Origin of the sequence: Fictibacillus nanhaiensis, assembly GCF_023715445.1 — a bacterium.
GTDB lineage: Bacteria > Bacillota > Bacilli > Bacillales > Fictibacillaceae > Fictibacillus > Fictibacillus nanhaiensis_D.
On record NZ_JAMBOD010000001.1, the window covers coordinates 1,114,982 to 1,137,453 of the forward strand.

Here is a 22,472-nt window from a genome sequence, read left to right on the forward strand (position 1 = left end):
ATTCTGCTCCTTATTTGTTTAACCAAAAATAAAGTATGAAGCTTTTTCGAACAAAGAAAAAAGGAAAAAATCATATCTGATGAAGACAAGATCGTTTATTTATTAACTGCTTTTCCTTGATTAACAAGTTTAATCCATCTTTCACCATTGTTTAAATACACATCTTTTTTAAAGGTAGTAAAAACGATATTTTTATCTACTGGATTCTTAGCTAAATAAGCTATGGCATCTCCCTCGAACGTTGGAATCCTTATATCTTTTTCCATACTATTATTTAGATTGATTTCTGTAAGGAACGCTTTGTTCTCAAATCCGCCTACTAATAATGAATTGTTATTAGTAAAAGTAAGTGATGTAACTTGTTTCCTATTCGTCAATTCTTCAAATGTTTCACCCTTATTTCTTGATAGATAAACCTTATTTTGAGTGCTTATCGCAACGACATTTGCATCAGTAGGATGGACCGCAATACCTGTGATCTCCCCCTCTACCTTTGTTAAGTCTCTTTCATTCCATGATTTAGCTTCGTCATTTGAATAATAAAGACCATCTGATGGCATTTTTGAATTAGCCATTGATGTATAAGCATACAAGACATGGTTTTCGTAGCCTGCTGCGAGAAAGTGAAAATCCGTTTCGCCTTCTAAACCAAGAAGTTCGATCTCCCCACCGATTTCTTTACTTCTTACGATACCTAATGGGTTGGGCTTGTCTGAACCTTTTCCAGGATGACCGCTGCTATAAAAACCGTCATCCACCATTGAAAAACCCATATAATCATTTTTCTCACCAGGTGTTGCTTTCCATTGTTTGTTCATCGTATCGTACTGCTTGATTCCATCATGTGCAGGAATAAAAATCATTTTCCCATCATTTGAATACCCGACCCCATGGATATCCGTGAATGTTACATGTGATTGTTCATCAGTGAATGTTAATAAAAATATCAAAACCACAGCTAAGCTAATCGCTGCACTAATAAAAATAACCTTAACTTTAAATGGCTTTTTTGTCGTTTTTTTCTTTTTAGCCATAATTTACCTCTCCTTCATAAACAAAGAGAAAAACCTCATGGCGAGGTTTTTCATTCTGAAATATTATTTACTTTACCTTCATCCTTGTAAAAAGGTTTGAAGTTATTATATTTCACCATAGTCATCATACCAGCTGAGGCATGATGTAAATCATGACAGTGGAACATCCAATTACCTGGGTTATCAGCTACGAATGCAACTTCATATGTTTCTCCAGGCTTAACATTTAAGGTATCTTTCATTAATGGTGCTCCTTCTACAGGTTTTCCATTCTTACTTAACGCTTGAAAGAAATGGCCATGTAGATGCATAGGGTGATCAGATTTATCCATACTTTTGTTTGTTAAAGTGACTTTGACTTTATCACCCTTATCCACCTTTATATTTTCAGTCTTAGGATAAGCATTCCCGTTTATGGTGTACTTCATCTCTCCGGAATCCATATCAGTAGCAAGGTCCATTTTGTATTCTACATCAAAAGAATCGTTTAATGAGAAATTCCCTTTACTCTCTTTACCAAACTCACCTGGTTTCACCATGCCCGCATCTTTTTTGTGGGCAACAGTCTGCACCGCCTCTTCTTCGGCTTGGATATTAATCCTCATGTCTTTGGATGCATCCATCTCACCATGGCAATCGATCGTTACGTTTTCACCTGTTGCAATGAACTCTATATCATACCTTTCACCAGGTGCAACTTCAAGTAACTTATTTTCTTGTTCGATTGGTTGATTGACTGGCTGTCCATCAACATTCGTTACCTTAAAATTCAATGGAATATGAATTTTATGAGCCATATATCCGGCATTTACAAATCGGAGTTTTACTTTTTCTCCTTTTTTCGCTATGAGCGGTTTACTTTTATCATAGGACTTACCGTTTATCGTATAAATATCATAAGAAGACATATCATGATTCATACCTTCCATTGAACCGTTATCGGAAGATTTGCTGTCTTTGTTTTTCTTATCCCCCATGTCCATATTGGAATGATCCATACCTTCCATATCTTCTGTATCTGACTCATTCATATCCATGTTTGAGTGATCCATACCATCCATTTCCTCGGATTCTTGCTGTGGATTGGACTCCCATTCGTCTAAAACAAGTGAATAATCTCGATCATACTGTTCATCATCTTTAGATTCAACAATAAAGACACCGTATAACCCCTTATCAACTTGATTTACGCTGTCTTGATGGCTATGATACCAATACGTTCCTGGGGTATCTGCGACAAACTTATACGTATACTCCTTGCCCGTTTCAATAGCATCTTGTGTTACTCCGGGAATACCATCTTGTGTATTCGATAGAGGGACTCCGTGCCAATGTATACTCACAGGCTTCGGAAGTTCATTCTTGATTGTAACCTTTACCCCTTCACCTTCTTTTACTCTAATTTCTTGTCCAGGGACACTTCCATTATAAGTCCAAGCTTCAATCGACTTACCGGACTTCAATTCCCAATTCTCTTTTTTGGCAGTAATAGAGAACTCTTTTATTGTTTTACCTTCTAAAATTTCTTCTTTTGCTTGTACCATATTTTCATTAGATTGATCTTTTGAAACCTCTTGGCTACAACCTGCTATAACCAAAATGAGTACCAATAACATTAAAGAAATCAACCATTGCTTTTTCATTGGTTTTCCCTCCTCAGAATAATCCTACTAAAAAAGTGTGCAATTTTTATGGAGTAACCTAATAAGTTCATAGCTCTTCAAATCACGAAATAAAAAAAGTACCGAACAATAAATCGGTACTTTTCATAAAGAGTAACCTACTCTTTAATAGAAATCCTTCATCCACCTTTGATGCAGGTCATCTTAGAACTATTTACTCTTCTATTTAACTCATCTAATAAAATAGTTAGAGTTCTTTCATTCACTACTGAATGTAGTTTTTCACCATTATTTAAGGATATATTAAACCTTTCAAAAACTTCACTAGTATCTTGCCATACCTTAACGATATCCACTACAGACATGTTCGGCTGGATAACCATCAACTGCTCCTCCGATGAATAAAGTATTTTATTTATTATCCTGAAATCTCGCAAATGACTTACCGTCATACGTATAAGCTAGAGCGTCATCTATCCTTTGATCAGACTTAATCTTATCGATCAGTTGTTTTCCCTTTTCAGAAGTCATCTCTTTATACCAGTCCCCCTCAGGGTAGACTACGACTGTCGGACCCTCTTTACATCTTCCGTTGCATAAGGTTTTAGTAGTATGAATTTTGTTTAATAACCCTTGATCTTTAATTTCTTTTCGGACGGCATCCGTAACTTTCTCAGCTCCATTTTTGATGCAGCTAACTCCGTTACACAATAACACGTGTTTTGAAACGCCAGATAGTTCCATAAAATACTTCACCTCGTTTCCGAGAGATCGAACGAAAAATTTATTTTACTTCTACAACAAATGGATACACATTTACTTTTCCATTTATCTTAAATTCACCCCAAATTTTATAGATGCCTGGCTGGTCAAATTTTGTGGCAAACTTTGTATCTGTTTCCGATAGAGGGTGGACGTGAACATACTTATCTCCACCTTCGTCTAGAATGACGACATGACCAAGCGCACCAAGGTATGCCTCAGGTTTTACGTTCTTCAAATCAAAATCTAGAACAATCTCTTTGTTCGATTTAAAGATGTTTGGACTCATTGTCACTGTATGACCATTAACTGTTTTTGTGAAAGCGGCATCTGGTTTTATGGTTTCGTGTCCACCATGAGCATCACCGTTTCCAGCCTCAAAAGACAAAGGCTGGACTACGTAATTTTTATCTTTTGGTTTGATATCAACAAACGCTTTATAGTGACCATCTTTAAGTTCGTGCTGTATCGCGAACACACCTTTGCCTTTATTCTCTGGATGAAGGTGATAATACTGCTGCAGATCATCATTCACAATGATCAAGTGCATCAGTTTCTCATGATTGATCTCTAATTCCTCTACTGGGTTCCCCTCTTTATCTTTCAATTCAATATGAATTAGATTGTTTTCGAAATGTAGAGTTGGAGTAATATCACTATTTTTTGATACATCGCCTTGATCCTCACCATGATCACCATGACCATCATCGTGCTTTTCATTATCTTTTGTATCAGATGAATCAGTTGTCTTCTGTTCTCCATCATGACCTGCATGTTCACTAGTCGATGGTTCTGCATATTTTGCATATACGGAATAGCTCCCAATCACTATAACGAGTATCAACACAGCCGACAATGTCCACCTTAAAACGATATTGTCCTTCATAAAATCCCCTCCCTACAGTTTTACCTTTTGTAATCGAAGTGCATTTAGAACTACTGATACAGAACTGAATGCCATCGCAGCGCCTGCAAGCCATGGTGCCAGAAATCCTAGTGCTGCAACAGGGATGCCTAGCACGTTATAAGCAAAAGCCCAAAAAAGGTTTTGTTTGATGTTTCGTATTGTCTTTTTACTCATGTAGATGGCATCTGCAATGCTGTTCAGATCTCCACGGATCAAAGTAACATCCGCTGCCTCCATAGCCACATCGGTTCCGGTTCCAATCGCCATCCCGATATCTGCAACGGCTAAAGCTGGAGCATCATTTATTCCGTCACCGACCATGGCTACTTTATTTCCTTGCTCCTGGAGCTTTTTCACCTCATCTGCTTTTCCTTCAGGAAGAACTTCAGCGATGACATGATCAATTCCCACTTGTTTAGCAATGTATTTAGCTGTTTGCTGATTATCTCCCGTAATCATAATGACTTTAAGATTCATTTCTTTTAATCGGGAAATGGCATCTTTTGATGTTTCTTTGATCGTATCGGCTACGGCAATTATGCCTGCATATACTCCGTCTATCGCCACAAGCATCGCCGTTTTACCGGATCTTTCAAGTTCCTCCATCTGATTATCAGTATCATTGATGATAATGTTGTTTTCTTTCATTAATTTTCGTGTACCGATAAAGAGTGTTTTCCCCTCCACTACGGCTTTGATACCAAAACCAGGGATAGCATCAAAATCTTCTGAATCGGATAACTGGATTCCTTTATCGGTAATCCCTTCTACGATAGCTTGTGCTAAAGGATGTTCAGAATTTTTTTCAGCTGATCCGACAAGTTTTAACACTTCTTCTTCACTGAATGATGGTTCCACAATGATATCTGTAAGTTCTGGAGTACCGTTTGTAACCGTACCTGTTTTATCTAAGATTACAGTATCGATTCGATGAGTTGTTTCTAAATGTTCTCCACCTTTAAATAAAATACCAAACTCAGCGGAGCGGCCAGAGCCTGCCATGATTGAAGTTGGAGTCGCTAAACCAAGTGCACAAGGACAAGCTATAACTAGTACAGCAATCAATTTTTCAAGTGCAACAGCAAATTCTCCGGGACTTACCCAAACAAACCAGATAATGAAGGTAAGAACAGCGATGCCTACAACTATAGGCACGAATACACCAGAGATTTGGTCAGCTAGACGCTGGATCGGCGCTTTTGAACCTTGTGCTTCCTCAACGACTTTTATGATTTGAGCCAGGGCCGTATCTTTCCCTACTTTTGTTGCCTTTATTTTTAGGAAGCCGTTTTTATTAATGGTTGCACCGATTACGGTATCCCCCACTGTCTTATCGACAGGTACACTCTCACCTGTCAGCATCGATTCATCTAAAGCTGAACGCCCTTCGATGATTTCACCATCGACCGGTACTTTATCACCTGGTTTTACATATACGATATCACCGGCTTCCACTTCTTCTATCGCTATTTCGATTTCTTTACCATCACGAACCACGATAGCTGTCTTAGCTTGCAGTCCCATCAGTTTCTTAATCGCTTCTGAGGAACGGCCTTTTGCTTTTGCTTCGAAAAGTTTTCCCAAAACGATAAGCGTAATTAAAACTGCCGATGTTTCAAAATACATCTCCACCATCCCTTGATTGGTACCGATGGAAAGGATTGATAGATACAGGCTATAAAAATAAGCTGCAGAAGTTCCAAGTGCTACGAGTACATCCATGTTCGCACTTCTATTCCGAAGTGCTTTATATGCTCCTACATAAAATTGTTTCCCTACAACAAACTGTACAGGTGTCGCGAGTGCCAATTGAACCCAAGGATTCATGAACATATCAGGCAGATAGATAAAAGATGTAAACTCAAAATGACTGACCATCGCCCACAATAAAGGGAAAGAGAGGATGACAGAAAAGATGAATTTCCCTTTTTGCTTTTCGATCTCAATCGCCCTGTGATCAACAGATTCTTTGTTGCTTTCGTCCTTTAGGGATGCTCCATATCCTAATTGTTCTACCTTTTTAATCATATCGGAAACGGATACTTCAGAAGGGTTATATTGAACAGTACCTGTTTCCAGAGCTAAGTTGATGTTGGCTTTTACTACACCAGGAAGTTTATTCAATCCCTTTTCAATCCTTGTGGCACAAGCAGCACATGTCATACCTGTCAGGTTAAACTCTGCCTTTTCGGTTACGACTCCATAACCAAGGTCTTGAATTTTTTTCTCGATGTCAGAGACTTTTATGAGATTCGGGTCATAAGAAACTGTAGATTTTTCAAGAGCAAGGTTTACACCTGCTTTCTCGACCCCTTCCAACTTGTTCAAACCTTTTTCAATTCTTATTGCACAGGCAGCACAAGTCATACCTGATATTTGCAATGTCGTTTCTTTTTTACTCATGGTTTTCATCATCCCTTCCATATACCTATACGGGGTATATTTAAGCTGAAAAGAGAGCGTGCTATGATAAGCACGCGATTTATTTTACATCGTAACCTTGATCATCGATCGTCTCTTTAATCTTATCCAAGTTTACTTTTGAAGAATCATATTCTACCTCAACGTTACCTTCTTGAAGGTTTACTTTTGTATATGAGACACCGTCTAACTTTCCAACGCTTCCTTCAATAGCATTTACACAGTGGTTACAAGACATGCCTTCTACTTTTAATGTGATTTTTTCCAAAATTATCTCTCCCTATTATTTCATTAATTTTTTTACAGTAACAAGCAGTTCATCGAGCACTTCTTCATCGCCTTCTTGGATTCTTTCCACAACACAACTTTTCAAATGGCCTTCAAGTAATATCTTACCTACACTATTTAATGCTGATTGAATAGCTGAAATTTGAGTGATAACGTCGTCACAGTAAGTATCGCGATCAATCAATCCTTTAACACCTCGAATTTGCCCTTCTATCCGATTCAAACGTGTAATCAAATTGCTCTTTATTTTATCTGAATGATGACTCTTCCGTTCATTCGTATCACAACATTGATTATTATTTAGATCATCTGGTTTAACTATTTCCATCAGATAACCTCCTTTATTTATTTTAATATTACTATACCCCCCTACCCTATGTAAAGCCTAATTTTAAATTTTATTATTTATTTCATATAAAATGTGCATTTTTTATCGAGTTTGCAATGAACCTGCATAAATCGATATCTTCCTCTCATAACTTAGAAAGAAGGAATGGACAAGGAGGGCTTAAATGTCAATTTACATTTTAGGGGTGTTAGTGATTTGCACTGCTTTAGTTTTTCTATCTTCTTTTTTTTATAAAGCTAAAGATTCCTTAATGAACAATATGGTATACGTAATGGCTTACACTATGAGTATGGGTTTAACCGCTGGATTTTATTTAGGGGTGTACTATAATGATAATCTGCTGTATGCCACACTATTCTCAATTTTATTAAGTGGTCTAGCAGGTTTATTAATTGGATCTAAACTCCATTTTCATCTGATGGTCGAAGGACTTTTTTCTGGTATAATGGCCGGGATGATGGGAGCTATGTTAACAGTGATGTTAAGTTCAAAACAAGCTCAGATTTTGATAATGATAGGAATCTTACTCACGGTGGGAATAACAATTTTATGTATTCTACAATTCTTATCCGAAACACTTAAGTCTCATCTTGAAAGATACTTCAATCTCATCATGCTTTTTGGATGCGCAGTGCTGTTTATGGTTTTTTTAAAATTTCCTGATGATATTATTAAACCTCATGGAAACGCAGCAAAGCAGCATGAACAGCATTCATCTTCATCAGCTGATAAGAAGGAAATGAAACAACTTGAACCGGAAGAAGTTTTCAACTGGAAGGTAGAAATAAAAGATTATAGATACCTTTCATCAAATGTCAGTTTAAAAAGAGATCAAAAAGTACTCTTAACATTATTAAATGATGATTCAGTAGAACATGATATTGAAATTTCTCCTTTTTCATTCGAGAATCTAGTAACATCGAACACTCACTCGAAACATGAGCATACTATGACAAAAGAAGATGATTCTGTCTTTCATCTACATGTTGAACCAAATGGATCCAACCAGGTATCGTTCATTCCTAAAGAATCAGGTGTTTATACTTACTATTGTACAATCCCGGGACACAAAGAATCAGGGATGATCGGGAAAATAAAAGTTTCATGAAGAAAAAACCCTCTGGAATGGAGGGTTTTAATTTGTTTATGATTTTGTAAATTGATGGATCACCTTCATCAGCTCACTTACAGCTTCAGTACCTTGGTTTGAATTAATAGCATCCGTAACACAATGGTGTGTATGAGTTTCTAATAAGTTGAAACCCACTTTTTTTACAGCTGCATTGATCGCACTTAATTGAACGATAATATCTATACAATAACGTTCATCGTGAATCATGTTCTGAATGCCTCGTACTTGACCTTCAATTCGCTTCAATCGATTCAACAATTCTTCTTTTTCTTTTTGTGATCTAGTTGTATGTTTTTCTTCTGCAGCAGTTGAATCACAGCAACCGTGTTGTTCTTCCATAACGTTTTCTAGTGCCATCTTTTCACCTCTGTGTTTTTTACATAATCTTTTTCTCTTTATTTTTAAAAGTTAAAGGACTTTCCACCATAGGAGCTCTTTCGTCATTCAGCCAACATGAGGCATGATGACCTTTATCGATTATAAAAGAAGTTGGTTTTTCTTCTTCACAAACATCTAGTACATATGGACATCTAGCTGCAAAAGAGCAACCTTTTGTTAGTTGCGATAAATCTGGAGGGGATCCATCTATTCCTTTTAACGGCTTTTTACTGTCAACATCCGGGATTGATTGTAAAAGTCCCCATGTATAGGGGTGTCTTGATTTGTAGAAGATCTCATTAACTGTTCCGCTCTCTACTATTTCACCAGCATACATGACTAATATTCTATCTGCCATGTTTGCCACGATGCCTAAATCATGAGTGATCAGTATGATGGACATATTCAACTTCGGCTGTAACTCTTTTAACAGTTCGATTATTTGAGCTTGGATGGATACATCTAATGCTGTTGTAGGCTCATCTGCTATGAGAATGGACGGTTCACAGATGAGCGCCATGGCAATGCCTACCCTTTGGCGCATACCACCGCTTAGTTCGTGAGGATACTTTCTACTATTGTATTCTGGTTCTGGAATTCCAACAAGTTTGAGCATCCTATGAACTTTTTCCCACACTTCTTTTTTCGGTAACTTATCGTGAACTATTAATCCTTCTGCGATCTGCTCACCAATTCTCATGGTCGGGTTTAATGAGGTCATAGGGTCCTGGAATACCATTGCAATTTTTTTGCCGCGGTATTTGACCATTTCTTTCTTTGAAAGCTGGGTTAGTTCAGTTTCTTTATAAAGGATGGATCCATCAACTATTTTAGCGTTTTGTGGCGGTAGTAGTTTAAGTATACTTTTGGCAGTCACGGACTTCCCGCTGCCAGACTCGCCAACGATCGCTAGCACTTCTTCTTTTCCTAAACTAAAAGAAACTCCTCTCAAGGCATTTATTGTTTTCTTTTTTGCGTAAAACTCGACATGAAGGTTGCTCACCTCTAAAAGATTTGTCATCTACTCACCTACGTTCTCATTTTAGGATCTAATGCATCTCTTAATCCATCTCCGACCACATTGAAAGCAAACATCGTTAACGAAATGAAGAATGCAGGAAAAAATAATATCCATAAGTGACCCGTTAATAATGTAACAAGTGCTTCTGATGTCATTGTTCCCCAGCTAGCAAGAGGAACGGGTACTCCTAATCCTAAGAAGCTTAAAGTGGCTTCAGCAAAGATAGCTCCTGGAACGGATAGAGTCATAGCAACAATGATAGGCCCAAGTGTATTTGGAAGGAGGTGCTTAAACAGTATCTTATAAAATCCAGCTCCCAGCACTTGTGAGGCCATGACGTATTCGCATTCTTTTAGTTGCAGGATCTGTCCTCTGACAAGCCTTGCGATTCCAATCCACCCTGTTGCTGCCATAGCTAAGATGATCGTGGTAAGACCGGGTTTTAATACAACCATTAATAGGATGGTAACCAAGAGATGGGGCAGCCCATAAAGGATATCAACTAGACGCATGAGAATCTCATCGGTTTTACCGCCTTTTAATCCTGCTATCCCACCAATGATAATTCCGACTATAAGGTCGATGAAAACAGCCATTATCCCTATAAATAAACTAATCCTTGCTCCCGTCCATGTTCGCGCAAAGATATCTCTTCCTAATTGGTCTGTTCCAAACCAATGCTCTATTGATGGTGGTTGATTGGATTCTAGCAAGGATTGGTCAGAATATGAATAAGACACTAACTTAGGACCAATCACAGCCATAACGATTAACAATAAGATGATGATCAGCCCAACAATAGCGAGTTTGTTCTTGGTTAGATAATATAATGTTTCCTTAAACTGTGAAAAAGGTTGGACGTTGGTTTCTTCGATCTTTTGAACGTTTTTTTCTTTAAAATGGAACGTCTTCTTGTTTAGTGCTTCCATATTATCTCCTCCTCGCTAGTTTGATTCGAGGATCTAAGAATCCATAAGTTAGATCGATTATTAAGATGAAAAGTATTAATATTGCACTGTAAAATATAGTTGTACCTAAGATGACCGGATAGTCCCGATCGGAAATAGATTGAACAAAGTATTTTCCTATCCCAGGAATACCAAATATTTGTTCGATCACAAAACTCCCAGTTAAGATTCCAGCTGAGATAGGGCCGAGTACAGTAACAACCGGTATCAATGCGTTTCTTAATATATGGCGAAAGATTAGCCGAGAACCCGTTACACCCTTCGCTACTGCCGTTTGAACGTAATCTGATGAAAGAACTTCTAATATGCTCGACCTTGTTAGTCTAGCTATGTAAGCTAACGGTCCAACTGCCAACGCTAAGCTTGGAAGAACAGTATGTCTCCACGTACCCCAAGTAGCGACTGGGAGCCATTCAAGCTTTATTGCAAAGTAATTGATCAGAACAGTTGATAATACAAAACTCGGAACTGACAAGCCTAAAATGGCTATAACCATCGATATATAATCTAACCAGCCATTATGTTTGATCGCGGCTATAATACCTAAAGTCATACCGAAGACAACTGCGATTACCAGTGCTTGTATGCCCAGTACCGCCGAAACAGGAAACCCGCTTAATATTAGTTCATTGACTGTACGTGTATCCGATGTAATCGAAGGTCCAAAATCTAAAGTCATAATTCCTGCCATGTATTTGAAATACTGGATGATAAGCGGTTGATCAAGGCCATAGTGAGCCCTCAGGTTTTTAAGTACTTGTTCAGGAACGCTTTTTTCATTTGTGAATGGGTCACCTGGAATCAAATTCATTAACACAAAAGTTAAGGTGGCGATGACAAACAACGCAAGGAGTGCGGTCGTAATACGTTTAAGAATATAGAAAATCATAGCTTACCTCCTTGAAAGAAAGAGGAAAACCAAAATGATTTCCCTCTGTCAGATCATATTTCTTTATTCAACAAATGCTTCCCGATAATCGACCGCTTGTATAATGTAACGGTGAACATTTTTCACATTATCTTGTTGCAGATAGACTTTGTTGTTAAAGTAAAGTGGAGCGATCGCCATGTCTTCTAATAATACTTTTTCGGCTTCTTGCATGTATTCAGCCCGCTTGTTTAGATCGAGTTCGGTATCTACTTTCTTAACCAATTCATCATATGCCGGAATTGAGATTTTACTATAGTTATAGACATCTCCTGTTGTAAACTGACCAAGCAGGTTCTGAGCATCATTATAGTCTGCACCAGTGCTATAGATGGCTAACTCGTAATCTCCTTTTTGAACATTTTGAACGAACACTTTTCTCTCCATCGTTTTAAGCTCGACTTCTAAACCTAGATTCTTCTTCCACATTTCTTGCATCGCTTGAGTTAATTGATTGTATAGATCGCTTGTGTAGAATAATAGGGTTACCTTTGGCAGACTGCTTAACCCTAACTCATCCTTTCCTTCTTCTAATAGCTGTTTTGCCTCTTCAACCGATTTGTCCTTAAAGAGTGAATCTCCTGCTTGCTCTCTGAACTCTCCCACACCATTTCCTAAACCGTTCGGTATGAATGAGAACGCAGGCGTTTCTCCTCCTTGAGTTACTTTATCTACAATTAGTTGTCTATCCAGTGCCATACTCAGTGCTTTTCTTATTTTAGGATTACTGAATACCTTGTTCTCATGATTAAATCGCAAGTAGGCTACGCTTGCACTTGGTAGCTTTTCCGCGTCACCGCTCTGAATGAGCTGGCTCTTGATGGAGTTTGGTATCTGTTCAGCAACAGCGATCTCACCTGATTTGTACATACCATATTCGGTGTTTTGATCGTTTACCATCACCCATTTCAGTTCGTCTAGCTTCACGACCTCTTTTGCCCAGTAATTCTCATTCGGGACCATCACTAGCTCTTGATCGTGTTTCCATTCTTTAAGTTGAAACGGGCCATTTGATACGAATGTTTTTGCATCCGTCGCCCATTTATCATTTGCTTCTGCTACCTTTTTGTTCACAGGCAATAATGTGAAAAAAGATGTCAGTTCTAAAAAGAAGGATGTTGGTCTTTCGAGTGTTATTTCTAATGTTTGTTCATCGGGGGCTTTTATACCAACTTCATTAAAATCTTTTACTGTCCCTTCATTATATGCAGCACCGTTTTTGATGAAGAACAGATTGCTTCCTAGAGGTGCAGCTACTTCTGGATTCAGTACTCGTTCCCACGAAAAGATGAAGTCTTCCGCTGTTACTGGATCTCCGTTCGACCATTTAGCGTTTTTATTTAGATGAAAAGTATAGACCGTTTTATCATCAGAGATATCCCATGACTCGGCAACTCCAGCTACGACATTCCCTTTTTCATCCAACCTGACTAAACCTTCGAATAATTGGTTACTGATGTCTCCCGCGATCTGATTATCAATTAACGCCGGATCTAGACTAGGAGGTTCTGATATGGCATTGATGGTTAGTTTTTGTTCTTTTTTGGTTTCACTTTTTCCTGCAGCCGGTTCTTCTTCAATCCCCTTACTGCTGCAACCGCTTAAAATAAGACTTACAAGTAAAATAAATGAAAAGAATATACTTAACCTTTTTTTCATCCCCATGCCTCCCATAATCTTATTTAACAACTAATCGATAACGTCGTACCCCTCCTCTTCTATTATTTCTTTGATTAGAGCTGTGTTCGTCTTATCAGATTGATAGGTTACTTGAACGTTGTTATTTGAGGCACTTGCTTTTACAGATTCAACTCCTGGTGATTCCATAAGTGCATCTTGAATGGCTTTCTCGCAATGGCCGCAGCTCATTCCGTTTACTGTAAATTCGATGTTTTCCATATTGAACCTCCTTGTTTAGTAGCATTGAAAAATTAATATTAAATGGCGTTAACTGCTTCCTCTTCTTGCCTCTTGAAATTTTCTTTATTTTCTAGGTGACAAGAAACAAAATGCTCTCCACTTAATTTCGTTAATACAGGTTGAACATGATTACATCGTTCATGTTCATGTGGACACCGCATAGAAAAGGGGCATCCGCTTGTTTGCTGACTGCTGTCTACTTCTCCGTCTCGAATCAGTTTTTCTCGGTTTTCAATAAAATAGTTCAGGTCTTTCACCACTGATACCAAAGCCTTTGTATAAGGATGTGTAGGGTTATGGATGATTTTTTGTGTTTGCCCGATCTCCACAATTTTCCCTTGGTACATAACAGCAATTCTGTCACACATATAACTTGCGGTTGCAAGATCATGTGTGATGAACATCATCGTTAACCCCATTCTCTTTCTTAGATTGAGCAGCAGATTCAAGATGCCCGCTCGAACTGATACATCTAACATGGAAGTCGGTTCATCTGCAGCCACGAAAGCAGGTTTTAAGATGATAGCTCTCGCGATAGCTACCCTTTGTCTTTGACCGCCGCTTAATTGATGTGGATAACGATAGATATACTGATCAGCTGGCTTAAGATCGATTTCTTCTACCATGTCTTTGATCATGTTTACTTTTTCTTTAAATGAAATGTGGCTTAAATGAGCGTTCAAAGGTTCCATTAAAATATCCAAAACTCTCATACCTGGATTTAAAGTGTCATATGGATCTTGAAAAATGATCTGCATTTCTTTTCTAATTTTCTTTGTTTCACGATCATTTAATCTACAAAGTTCCTTTCCTTTAAACCAGATTTCACCCGAGGACTCTCTTAATAATCGCATGACCATCCTAGCAGTTGTTGTTTTTCCGCACCCGCTCTCACCTATGATGCCTAAGATCTCCCCCTTTTTGATCTTTAAGTTAATATCATTTACGGCGTAAACTTTTTGCCGTTTCTTTTTAAACAGCCCTCCTTTCTTTTCTTCAAATTCCTTGGTCAAGTGTTTAATTTCTACCATTGTTTCATTGGACATGATAGTAACCTCCTCCCTCGAGAAAACAAGCTGAAAAGTGATCAGGTCTTATTTCTTTTAAATCAGGAGATTCCTCTTTGCAGACATTCATCCTAGCTTTGCATCTATCGTAGAATCTGCATCCAGTTGGCGGTTTGACTAAGTCAGGAACACTGCCTGGGATCGAAACAACTTCTTTATCAGGATTTGATAAATCAGGAGTCGCATTGAGTAATCCGTTTGAATACGGATGACTGCAATGCTTTAAAATATCCTGAGTGTTTGCCAACTCAACAATTTTCCCTGCATACATGATGGCAACACGGTCACATACAGACGTTACCATCGGAAGATCATGGGAGATCAAGATGATAGACAGCCCCAAATCTTTCTGTAATTGTTTTATTAAGGCGATGATTTGCGCTTGGGTCAAGACATCTAAACCCGTTGTTGATTCATCAGAGATAATTAGTTTCGGGTTACAGGAGAGAGCCATGGCAATCGCGACCCTTTGCTTCATACCCCCGCTAAATTCATGGGGATAATTCTTAAAACGGTTCTTTTTTATCCCGACCATCTCGAGTAGTTCCTCAGTTCTTTTTATCGCTGTCGCCTTCGAGACATCTTCATGAATTAAGATAGACTCTACGATTTGATCACCTATCGTATAGATAGGATTTAATGCGTTCATTGCACTTTGAGGGATTACAGATATATCTTTCCATCTTAGTTTTTCTAATTCATCTTGTTTTGCTGTTAACAGATCAATCCCATCAAGATATGCTTTACCAGATACAATCCTACCTGGGTATTCTATTAATCTTAAAATGGACTGGGCGACAGTCGTTTTACCACAACCGGATTCTCCTATAAGTCCTAGCATCTCCCCTTTTTTCATCGAAAAGGATACGTTTTCTACAGCTTGTGCCTCACCTCTATCTGTTTTGTAGTAAGTTGAGAGATTCTCTACTTGGAGTATAGTCATCTAGGATCTCCCCTTTCTTAATCTTGGATTAAGGATTTCTTCCATAGAGAAGCCGGTTAAGGCAAAGCCGACGACGAGAGCTGTAATTAAGAGACCTGGTGGAAGGATCCACCAGATCCAGGAATCTGTTAAAAAGGCACCCCTGGCTTGGGCGTAGTATAATGTTGTACCCCAACTCTTAGTGAAAGGATCACCTAATCCTAAAAAGCTAAGTGATGCTTCGATCAAGATAGAATGACTCGCGGCCATAACGAACTGAGCTAAGGCGATTGGTATAACTCCAGGTAAAATATGTACTCTTAGGATAGTTGATATATTAGTACCAATAGATTTAGCCGCCTCCACAAACCCTTTGGTTTTTAATGTAAGGACTTGCGAACGGATAACTCTTGCAGGACTTGCCCATGAGATGATACTGATGACCAATATAATGTTCCAAAAACTCGGTCCCACAAAAGCAGCCATTAAAATCATTAAAGGCAAAAACGGAATAACAAGGATTAAATCTACAAATCTCATTAATAAGGAATCTATTTTCCCGCCAAAATAACCTGAAACGACTCCCACTAAACAACCAATTACAATTGAAATGAGTGCTGCGATTATCCCGATCAATAATGACACTCTAGTTCCGTAGATCAGTTCGCTAAAGATATCCTGTCCTACATCATTTGTTCCGAGTAAAAAGCTCCCGTTCGGTTTCATGAGGGGGGGTGCTATTCTTTCCGATGGATCATATGGTGCAATAAGTGGTGCGAAAATGGCAATGAAGAAAAATGTGATTAATATTCCGATTCCAATCAGACCGAGGTTGCTTGATGTTAAAGTCTTCCAATAACTTCTCCATTTCTCTTTATCCATTCTCTTTTCCCACCTTTGGATCTAATAATGGATATAAAATATCAGCAATAAAATTTGCGATGATAACACTAAAGGTTATGATTAAAAATGTCGCTTGGATGAGCGGATAATCCCTGCTGACAACCGCCTCAAACATTAGTCTCCCAATACCTGGATAGGCAAAAACAGTTTCGATCACTGTCGCGCCTCCAAGCATGAACCCCAGACTAAGCATAAAGACAGTCGCAACAGGCAAAAGAGCATTCCTCATAGCATGTTTGTATTTGATTGTTTTTTCTTTCACGCCTTTTGCTTTAGCCATCTGAATATAGTCTTCTCCAAGCACGTTTAACATGGAGTAACGCATCGTCATGAATGTTGTCGTAACGGAGATCAGGATTAAAGTGATTAACGGTAAGATCATATGATGTCCAATATCTAATAATCTTTCCATGCCTTGATAATCAGCCCAAGCAGTTTCTGCACCAAACACAGGGAACCATCCTAACTTTGATGCAAAAAGTGAGACCAAGATCATACCGATCCAAAAAGAAGGCATCGCACTAAGGAACATGAATCCTGTTAACAAGTTAATGTCTGTTTTTGTCCCTCTTTTCCACGCCGCCATAGCACCAAAAATGACTCCAAGTATCGTGGATATCACCAGGTTCAACCCGGTAAGCAGCAATGTCCATGGAAGTCTGTCTTCAATAAGATCAGAGATGGGAACTTTTTGTTGATAAGAGAACCCAAAATCTCCCGTAAAGATGTTTGATAAATAATCGATGTACTGAGTAGTTATAGAATCATTCAAACCATGTTTATCAAGAATTTTTTGTTTTTCTTCAGATGTCATCAGTCCTACATCTTCCCCGGCTAAATATGCTAATGGACTTCCTGGCATTAATCTAGGCAACAGAAAGTTCAGTGTGAGTATTAAAAAAATAACTAGAACATATTGAATCATTTTGGAGTATAAGAATTTGAACTTATACATGTTTTCACCTCCGCAATGTAGATAGTTCCCGCAAAAGTTTCATTTTTACGGGAACTTAGAACTTATACATCAGTATTTTTATTTGATTTTTGCTTTAAAAAGATGCCTCCTGCTATTAGTAGTACGATAAATCCTACTAAGAAGAAGAGAGAATTATTGCTTCCTTTATTTTCAGTATCCGTCTTCACTTCTCCGGATTGATTATCGTCACTTGTATTCTTTGTAGCGGTTTTGGATTGAGAAGATGGAACAAAAGAAAGTTTATTAATGATCCCTTTTCCTTCTTGGAACGAAAATTGATCATAGACCGCAGGTGTATAGGCGTTAACAATTTTGTCGTGATATAGCGGAACAATCGGGAATTCGTCCGCGACGAACTCTTGCATGTTCTTAATGATTTCAGTTCGCTTAGAAGATTCATAGGTTTGTGAAAGTTCTTTCGAAAGATCATCGAATTCTTTATTTTTATATCCACCGATATTAACAGACCCAATAGAAGGATCAGAATGGAACAATTCGATCATGCGGTCAGGGAACAACTGCATGGTGTTCGACCAGCTCCATAGAGCTAAATCAAAATTCCTTCCTTTACTTACATCAAAATCTGGCCAAACAAGAGAGTCGACCGTAGTAGCATCCATCGCTCTGACTTCTACATTGATACCGATATCTTTTAGCCATTCTGTGATGATTTCAGCGGTACGAATCCGTAGCGGACTGGTTGAATAAACCAGATTTACTAGTTTAATTTTTTCTCCGTTCGCTCCTTCACGAAAACCATCTCCATCCTTATCAACAAATCCGGCTTGATCTAAGATATCTTTTGCTTTGTTCATATCTGGTTTAAATGATAGATCCTTATTATAGAAAGGTGAGGATGGATGGATGAAGCCAGGACTTCCGGTTTGTGCGAATCCGAGGGTAACGGTATCAACAAGATACTGATTGTCAATCGCATACGCAACGGCTTGTCTAAAACTCTTTTCTGACATTGGATATTTTTCAGCATTAAATTGAAATAATGTTGTGGAGAAACCAGGACCTTCTTCGATCTTCAAGTTGGGATTTGATTTGAATTCACTAACAACTTCAGGTGTGATACTTGAAGAAATCGCATCAACTTCTTTGGCTTTTAATGCCGTAAACATCGCTGTCGGATCTTCTATGATGGGGAATATTAATTGTTGTACAGGAGATGCACCTTTGAAGTAATCTTTGTTTGCTTTCATTTTGTAGAATTGGCCAGTTTTGTAGTCCTCTAAGATATATGGGCCACTGCCAATAGCGTTAGTAGCTTCATTCGGATTAGATACCGCTTCCCAGATGTGCTTAGGGAGTATCGGGACGTCTGCAAGGGGCTGAATTAAAAAGTTCGGATCAGCTTCTGAGAGTATAAATTTAAAATGACTGTCATCGGTGATAGAAACTTCTTGGATTACTTTAAGAGGGTTTGTGAAACGTGATTTAGGATTCTTGATAAAATAATCAACAGTAAACTTGATATCATCTACTGTTAAGGGCTTTCCATCGTGCCATTTAATATTTTCATGTAGGGTGAAATCGTAGGTTTTGCCATCTTCACTTACTTTATAATCTTTGGCTAACCATGGTTGAGGAGTATTTTTTTCATCTAATTGAAGTAATGTGTCATATACAAGGTGGACAAGATCTAGCCCTGGATATCCAGTAACATAGGTATACGGAGTTAATGTGTTTTCATCTTTTGGAATAGCAATCTTCATTACATCAACTTTTTTCTCAGCGTAAGCACTAGGATGAAATGACGTTAAAAAGATGATGAATGCCAACAAAAAACGGATTAAAAACTTAGCCATAACACTTCCCCCTTTTTCATTGTTACATAATTAGTTCATTTAAATGAAAGTTCCCTTCTCTTCTGTAAGCTTCAGCTAAAGCGAAATGCCCGTGAGTAGCTAGACCATGATACACATGAACCGCTTTGTCTAACACTTTATGAACGGCTCGTCCTTTTTCATAATCATTTTTTAATGCTGTAAAACCAGGTGATAAAATCTCGAGTTCCTTCTCCGATAATGCATTTTTAAAATGAACTCCACTAAACTCCATCTGACTTTCAAGTACTTCCATGGCTGCGTCTTTCTTCTCCCAAACTTCTGAAACATTTACGACGGTATTCGGATGATGAGGTGTCATGTAATAGATAGTTGGAATGGGATGAGGTTCCAGACCGGGTAGTTCCTCTAACGCAAAGTCTCTACTGGCTAATGCTATACCTTCTAGTATGAGTATCATTGCTTGTCTGCGATCTGGGTCTAGATCATGAAAGGAATGCTCAGGATCTTGTGTGATGATAATATCCGGTTTAATTTCTCTTATTACTTTCACTAACCTCATCTTAGATTCCGGATTTAAGTCGACATAACCATACTGAAAATTAGTAAAATGCATTTTCACTCCAAGTACTTCAGCGGCTTTAGAGATTTGTGGGCGGCTTTTTTCTGATGACAGCATAATTGAAGCAAATGACTCACCACCGTTTAAAACATTCTTTGCTAAAGCCCCTCCACATTCAACAACTTCCATGCCATAAACACCTAACAAAAGAACCTTTTTACCAACTCCCATGATACTCCTCCTTTAAACAACATTTAACTGTTGTTTTAGTTGATCGATACCAAACCGATTAAGAAACTTTGAAAATTTTTCTCTTTTTTTACCGTTTTTTGCGTAAACATCAATAATTTGATCTACAAGTTTATACAACTCGTCTGGTTGTAAATCATTTTTAAACAATTGACCTGTCTGTGCATCAAGACCATTTGCTTTACCGCCTAAGTAAAGATCATAAGCGTCTCTTTGCTTAATAACCCCAATATCGTTTACTAACGGTTCTCCACAAGCGGTAGGACAACCAGTATATGCAGGACGTAGTGTAAAAGGTACTTCCTTACCTGCGATACGGTTGTTCAACTCGATGGCAACTGGCATACCTTCTTCTTCTGCTCCTTTACAAAAACCACAAGTTCTTAGGCTCTTTACATAGTTTCCAACTGAATAACATGAAAGACCTATTAACTCCAACTCATTCCTTATTTGTACCAGGTTATCTTCTGGGACTTGAATAATAAGCTGTTGGAATGTTGTTAATTCAATTTCTGAATCCTCAGGTAAGTACTTGCTCAAGTGGAGTAGTTGTTTAGGTGATAGTTGTGCACCAAAACCAATTCCTCCGTTGACAGCTAGCCGAACTAACTTTATCTCCAATGAAAAACCTCCCCTATACCATACCCTCCCAGTGTATATTATGTGGTGTAAAAAAAACCTAGTACCAGCTAGGAAGCAAAATAGTAAATAAATTTTCTAAATTTTCAAAATAAATGTAATTGATTCCATTTTAGTATTCCAATTTTTATAAGTCAATGGGTTTTTTTATTTTAGTTTTGAAAATAATTATCCCTTATCTTGGTATAATGTTTGTCGGTAGATATTTTAAAATAAGTTATCCATCTCACATATAAGTAAATAGCTCTTATAAGTAAATCTAGAGCAATTGAAATCCAAATCCCTGCTATTCCATAGCCGAGTACGATTCCAAAAAGGTAAACACCTAAGACTCTTATCACCCACATACCGAATGCTGTGCTATACATGGGACTTTTTGTATCCCCAACTCCCTGAAGAGCCCCTGCTAGGATCAATCCTACAGCAAGTGCGGGTTGAGCAAATGCATCGATTCTTAGAGCAGTTACCACCATATCAATGGCATTTTTATCTGATGTGAACCATGTTGCAAAATACGGAGAAAAAACAAATAAGATGACCCCTATCATAGACATGAAGAAGATTCCGATCACGGTTGTTAAAATACCATATTGGTAGGCATCTTTTAATTTTCCAGCTCCTATACTTTGTCCTACTAAGGTAGTAGCGGCGATAGCTAATCCATATCCAGGCATGTAAGAAAAAGTTTCGATATTTCCCGCAATGGTATGAGCTGCGAATGTTTCTGTTCCAATATGCACGATCAATCCGAAGTAGAGAACTTGGCCAATTCTCATTATTAACCTTTCAATCGCAGCAGGTATGGATAATTTTATGACGGATAACATGACGCTCTTTATCATGTTCAAGGTACCTTTACGCAGTGAAAAGGAAACGATTGATTTCTTAATATAATGATAGAGCATCCACGATCCCATTATCCTTACTAATACTGTAGCCCATGCGGCCCCCGCAACTCCCAATCCCTCCCAATCCCCTACTCCAAAAATCAGAACATAATCAAGACCAAGATGGATTATATTTATCCACCAACTTACCTTCAGGGGAGTTTTCGTATCTCCAGACGCTCTCAGAATACTTCCGAAGATGAACATGAGAGAAATGAATATGGAAGGTACCGCGACAATTCGGAAATAGAGAAGTCCATCCACTAAAACTTTTTCATCAGCACCCATTATCAAAAGAAAAGGTTCCGCCAAAAATATACTTACGACTCCAAAGAATAGACCTATTAACGATGTTAAGAGAGTCGATTGTTTAGCGATTGATTTCGCCTGTTCAATATCTCCCGCTCCTATACTCCGTGCGATTAGTGATGAAGCCCCGACGCCAACCGCCATAAAAACGGCTATATAAACGGCTATTACCGTATTGGCTACACCTACTGCTGTTACCTCCTCTAGCCCGATCTTTGCTACGAATAGAGTATCGACAAATCCTACAATTGTTTGTAAGATGTTCTCTAACATAGCTGGAATTGCTAAAGTGAGAATAATAGAGATTTTTCCCCATTTTGTCTGTTCCTTTATGGCACCATCCTCATCAAGTGGCATTTCATCACTTCCTTAGTTTTTATGTTTTCAGCAATGCATTAAACCTCCTTTACACATGATTGTTCTTAAATTTCCACA

The 22,472-nt window shown here is 38.2% G+C and carries 23 protein-coding genes; 1 reads left to right on the top strand and 22 read right to left on the bottom strand.

Translation table 11 applies throughout. From position 1 onward, the window contains the following. Positions 1 to 95: 95 nt before the first annotated feature. The 8 genes from M3196_RS05705 to M3196_RS05740 form a co-directional block, all read right to left on the bottom strand. A complete protein-coding gene (locus M3196_RS05705; protein WP_251321248.1) occupies positions 96 to 1,034 on the bottom strand; it encodes a F510_1955 family glycosylhydrolase in 939 nt (312 codons plus the stop codon). A gap of 50 nt (positions 1,035 to 1,084) precedes the next feature. Next, positions 1,085 to 2,677 carry a multicopper oxidase family protein gene (locus tag M3196_RS05710; protein ID WP_251321249.1) on the bottom strand — a complete coding sequence of 531 codons (1,593 nt, stop codon included), beginning with the start codon at positions 2,675 to 2,677 and terminating at the stop codon, positions 1,085 to 1,087. 158 nt (positions 2,678 to 2,835) lie between these two features. Next, the gene (locus M3196_RS05715; RefSeq protein ID WP_251321250.1) at positions 2,836 to 3,039 is read right to left on the bottom strand and encodes a hypothetical protein; all 204 of its coding nucleotides are present in this window, start codon (positions 3,037 to 3,039) and stop codon (positions 2,836 to 2,838) included. A gap of 28 nt (positions 3,040 to 3,067) precedes the next feature. Continuing rightward, positions 3,068 to 3,400 (bottom strand): (2Fe-2S) ferredoxin domain-containing protein, encoded by a 333-nt coding sequence (locus M3196_RS05720; protein WP_251321251.1) that lies wholly within the window; start codon positions 3,398 to 3,400, stop codon positions 3,068 to 3,070. A 40-nt stretch (positions 3,401 to 3,440) separates the two neighbouring features. Continuing rightward, positions 3,441 to 4,304, bottom strand: a complete 864-nt coding sequence (locus tag M3196_RS05725) for a hypothetical protein (RefSeq protein ID WP_251321252.1) — start codon at positions 4,302 to 4,304, stop codon at positions 3,441 to 3,443. 12 nt (positions 4,305 to 4,316) lie between these two features. Further along, on the bottom strand, positions 4,317 to 6,728 hold the full coding sequence (locus M3196_RS05730; RefSeq protein WP_251321253.1) for a heavy metal translocating P-type ATPase: 2,412 nt from the start codon (positions 6,726 to 6,728) through the stop codon (positions 4,317 to 4,319). Positions 6,729 to 6,807: 79 nt separating this feature from the next. Continuing rightward, positions 6,808 to 7,014, bottom strand: coding sequence for a copper chaperone CopZ (copZ, locus tag M3196_RS05735; protein ID WP_251321254.1), 207 nt, complete (start codon positions 7,012 to 7,014; stop codon positions 6,808 to 6,810). A 15-nt stretch (positions 7,015 to 7,029) separates the two neighbouring features. Beyond that, complete coding sequence (locus M3196_RS05740) at positions 7,030 to 7,362, bottom strand: metal-sensitive transcriptional regulator (protein ID WP_251321255.1); 333 nt, start codon at positions 7,360 to 7,362, stop codon at positions 7,030 to 7,032. Between the two features lie 184 nt (positions 7,363 to 7,546). On the opposite strand from M3196_RS05740, the gene M3196_RS05745 reads away from it, so the two are divergent. After that, positions 7,547 to 8,491 (top strand): cupredoxin domain-containing protein, encoded by a 945-nt coding sequence (locus M3196_RS05745; RefSeq protein WP_251321256.1) that lies wholly within the window; start codon positions 7,547 to 7,549, stop codon positions 8,489 to 8,491. Between the two features lie 36 nt (positions 8,492 to 8,527). Here the strand turns inward: M3196_RS05745 and M3196_RS05750 are convergent, their stop codons facing one another. The 14 genes from M3196_RS05750 to M3196_RS05815 all read right to left on the bottom strand — a co-directional run bounded on the left by M3196_RS05750 (position 8,528) and on the right by M3196_RS05815 (position 22,394). Beyond that, positions 8,528 to 8,854 carry a metal-sensing transcriptional repressor gene (locus tag M3196_RS05750; RefSeq protein WP_251321738.1) on the bottom strand — a complete coding sequence of 109 codons (327 nt, stop codon included), beginning with the start codon at positions 8,852 to 8,854 and terminating at the stop codon, positions 8,528 to 8,530. A gap of 37 nt (positions 8,855 to 8,891) precedes the next feature. Beyond that, positions 8,892 to 9,914 carry an ABC transporter ATP-binding protein gene (locus M3196_RS05755; protein WP_251321257.1) on the bottom strand — a complete coding sequence of 341 codons (1,023 nt, stop codon included), beginning with the start codon at positions 9,912 to 9,914 and terminating at the stop codon, positions 8,892 to 8,894. Positions 9,915 to 9,922: 8 nt separating this feature from the next. After that, positions 9,923 to 10,843 carry an ABC transporter permease gene (locus M3196_RS05760; RefSeq protein WP_251321258.1) on the bottom strand — a complete coding sequence of 307 codons (921 nt, stop codon included), beginning with the start codon at positions 10,841 to 10,843 and terminating at the stop codon, positions 9,923 to 9,925. Position 10,844: 1 nt separating this feature from the next. Beyond that, a complete protein-coding gene (locus M3196_RS05765) occupies positions 10,845 to 11,771 on the bottom strand; it encodes an ABC transporter permease (protein WP_251321259.1) in 927 nt (308 codons plus the stop codon). Positions 11,772 to 11,834: 63 nt separating this feature from the next. Further along, entirely contained in the window at positions 11,835 to 13,469 is a 1,635-nt protein-coding gene (locus M3196_RS05770) for a peptide ABC transporter substrate-binding protein (RefSeq protein ID WP_251321260.1), read from the bottom strand. Positions 13,470 to 13,499: 30 nt separating this feature from the next. Then, entirely contained in the window at positions 13,500 to 13,709 is a 210-nt protein-coding gene (locus M3196_RS05775) for a cation transporter (RefSeq protein WP_251321261.1), read from the bottom strand. A 38-nt stretch (positions 13,710 to 13,747) separates the two neighbouring features. Next, entirely contained in the window at positions 13,748 to 14,776 is a 1,029-nt protein-coding gene (locus M3196_RS05780; RefSeq protein WP_251321262.1) for an ABC transporter ATP-binding protein, read from the bottom strand. Then, complete coding sequence (locus tag M3196_RS05785) at positions 14,766 to 15,740, bottom strand: ABC transporter ATP-binding protein (protein ID WP_251321263.1); 975 nt, start codon at positions 15,738 to 15,740, stop codon at positions 14,766 to 14,768. Before M3196_RS05785 ends, M3196_RS05780 begins: the two co-directional genes overlap by 11 nt. Further along, positions 15,741 to 16,601 (bottom strand): ABC transporter permease, encoded by an 861-nt coding sequence (locus M3196_RS05790; RefSeq protein WP_251321264.1) that lies wholly within the window; start codon positions 16,599 to 16,601, stop codon positions 15,741 to 15,743. Then, the gene (locus M3196_RS05795) at positions 16,594 to 17,577 is read right to left on the bottom strand and encodes an ABC transporter permease (protein ID WP_251321266.1); all 984 of its coding nucleotides are present in this window, start codon (positions 17,575 to 17,577) and stop codon (positions 16,594 to 16,596) included. Before M3196_RS05795 ends, M3196_RS05790 begins: the two co-directional genes overlap by 8 nt. A gap of 62 nt (positions 17,578 to 17,639) precedes the next feature. Further along, positions 17,640 to 19,412, bottom strand: a complete 1,773-nt coding sequence (locus M3196_RS05800; RefSeq protein ID WP_251321267.1) for an ABC transporter substrate-binding protein — start codon at positions 19,410 to 19,412, stop codon at positions 17,640 to 17,642. Positions 19,413 to 19,434: 22 nt separating this feature from the next. Next, on the bottom strand, positions 19,435 to 20,184 hold the full coding sequence (locus M3196_RS05805) for a PIG-L deacetylase family protein (RefSeq protein WP_251321268.1): 750 nt from the start codon (positions 20,182 to 20,184) through the stop codon (positions 19,435 to 19,437). Between the two features lie 12 nt (positions 20,185 to 20,196). Next, a complete protein-coding gene (locus M3196_RS05810) occupies positions 20,197 to 20,823 on the bottom strand; it encodes a nitrite reductase (protein ID WP_251321269.1) in 627 nt (208 codons plus the stop codon). 170 nt (positions 20,824 to 20,993) lie between these two features. Then, positions 20,994 to 22,394 carry an MATE family efflux transporter gene (locus M3196_RS05815; protein WP_251321270.1) on the bottom strand — a complete coding sequence of 467 codons (1,401 nt, stop codon included), beginning with the start codon at positions 22,392 to 22,394 and terminating at the stop codon, positions 20,994 to 20,996. Between the last annotated feature and the right edge of the window lie 78 nt (positions 22,395 to 22,472).

Bases quoted from the DNA above. Each gene is read 5' to 3' on its own strand.
- M3196_RS05790 (WP_251321264.1), bottom strand. From the start codon at position 16,601: ATGGATAAAGAGAAATGGAGAAGTTATTGGAAGACTTTAACATCAAGC.
- M3196_RS05760 (WP_251321258.1), bottom strand. From the start codon at position 10,843: ATGGAAGCACTAAACAAGAAGACGTTCCATTTTAAAGAAAAAAACGTT.
- M3196_RS05750 (WP_251321738.1), bottom strand. From the start codon at position 8,854: ATGGAAGAACAACACGGTTGCTGTGATTCAACTGCTGCAGAAGAAAAA.
- M3196_RS05705 (WP_251321248.1), bottom strand. From the start codon at position 1,034: ATGGCTAAAAAGAAAAAAACGACAAAAAAGCCATTTAAAGTTAAGGTT.
- M3196_RS05755 (WP_251321257.1), bottom strand. From the start codon at position 9,914: ATGACAAATCTTTTAGAGGTGAGCAACCTTCATGTCGAGTTTTACGCA.
- M3196_RS05785 (WP_251321263.1), bottom strand. From the start codon at position 15,740: ATGACTATACTCCAAGTAGAGAATCTCTCAACTTACTACAAAACAGAT.
- M3196_RS05795 (WP_251321266.1), bottom strand. From the start codon at position 17,577: ATGTATAAGTTCAAATTCTTATACTCCAAAATGATTCAATATGTTCTA.
- M3196_RS05765 (WP_251321259.1), bottom strand. From the start codon at position 11,771: ATGATTTTCTATATTCTTAAACGTATTACGACCGCACTCCTTGCGTTG.
- M3196_RS05745 (WP_251321256.1), top strand. From the start codon at position 7,547: ATGTCAATTTACATTTTAGGGGTGTTAGTGATTTGCACTGCTTTAGTT.
- M3196_RS05720 (WP_251321251.1), bottom strand. From the start codon at position 3,400: ATGGAACTATCTGGCGTTTCAAAACACGTGTTATTGTGTAACGGAGTT.
- M3196_RS05715 (WP_251321250.1), bottom strand. From the start codon at position 3,039: ATGGTTATCCAGCCGAACATGTCTGTAGTGGATATCGTTAAGGTATGG.
- M3196_RS05800 (WP_251321267.1), bottom strand. From the start codon at position 19,412: ATGGCTAAGTTTTTAATCCGTTTTTTGTTGGCATTCATCATCTTTTTA.
- M3196_RS05805 (WP_251321268.1), bottom strand. From the start codon at position 20,184: ATGGGAGTTGGTAAAAAGGTTCTTTTGTTAGGTGTTTATGGCATGGAA.
- M3196_RS05775 (WP_251321261.1), bottom strand. From the start codon at position 13,709: ATGGAAAACATCGAATTTACAGTAAACGGAATGAGCTGCGGCCATTGC.
- M3196_RS05710 (WP_251321249.1), bottom strand. From the start codon at position 2,677: ATGAAAAAGCAATGGTTGATTTCTTTAATGTTATTGGTACTCATTTTG.
- M3196_RS05725 (WP_251321252.1), bottom strand. From the start codon at position 4,304: ATGAAGGACAATATCGTTTTAAGGTGGACATTGTCGGCTGTGTTGATA.
- M3196_RS05740 (WP_251321255.1), bottom strand. From the start codon at position 7,362: ATGGAAATAGTTAAACCAGATGATCTAAATAATAATCAATGTTGTGAT.
- M3196_RS05780 (WP_251321262.1), bottom strand. From the start codon at position 14,776: ATGTCCAATGAAACAATGGTAGAAATTAAACACTTGACCAAGGAATTT.
- M3196_RS05815 (WP_251321270.1), bottom strand. From the start codon at position 22,394: ATGCCACTTGATGAGGATGGTGCCATAAAGGAACAGACAAAATGGGGA.
- M3196_RS05730 (WP_251321253.1), bottom strand. From the start codon at position 6,728: ATGAGTAAAAAAGAAACGACATTGCAAATATCAGGTATGACTTGTGCT.
- M3196_RS05770 (WP_251321260.1), bottom strand. From the start codon at position 13,469: ATGAAAAAAAGGTTAAGTATATTCTTTTCATTTATTTTACTTGTAAGT.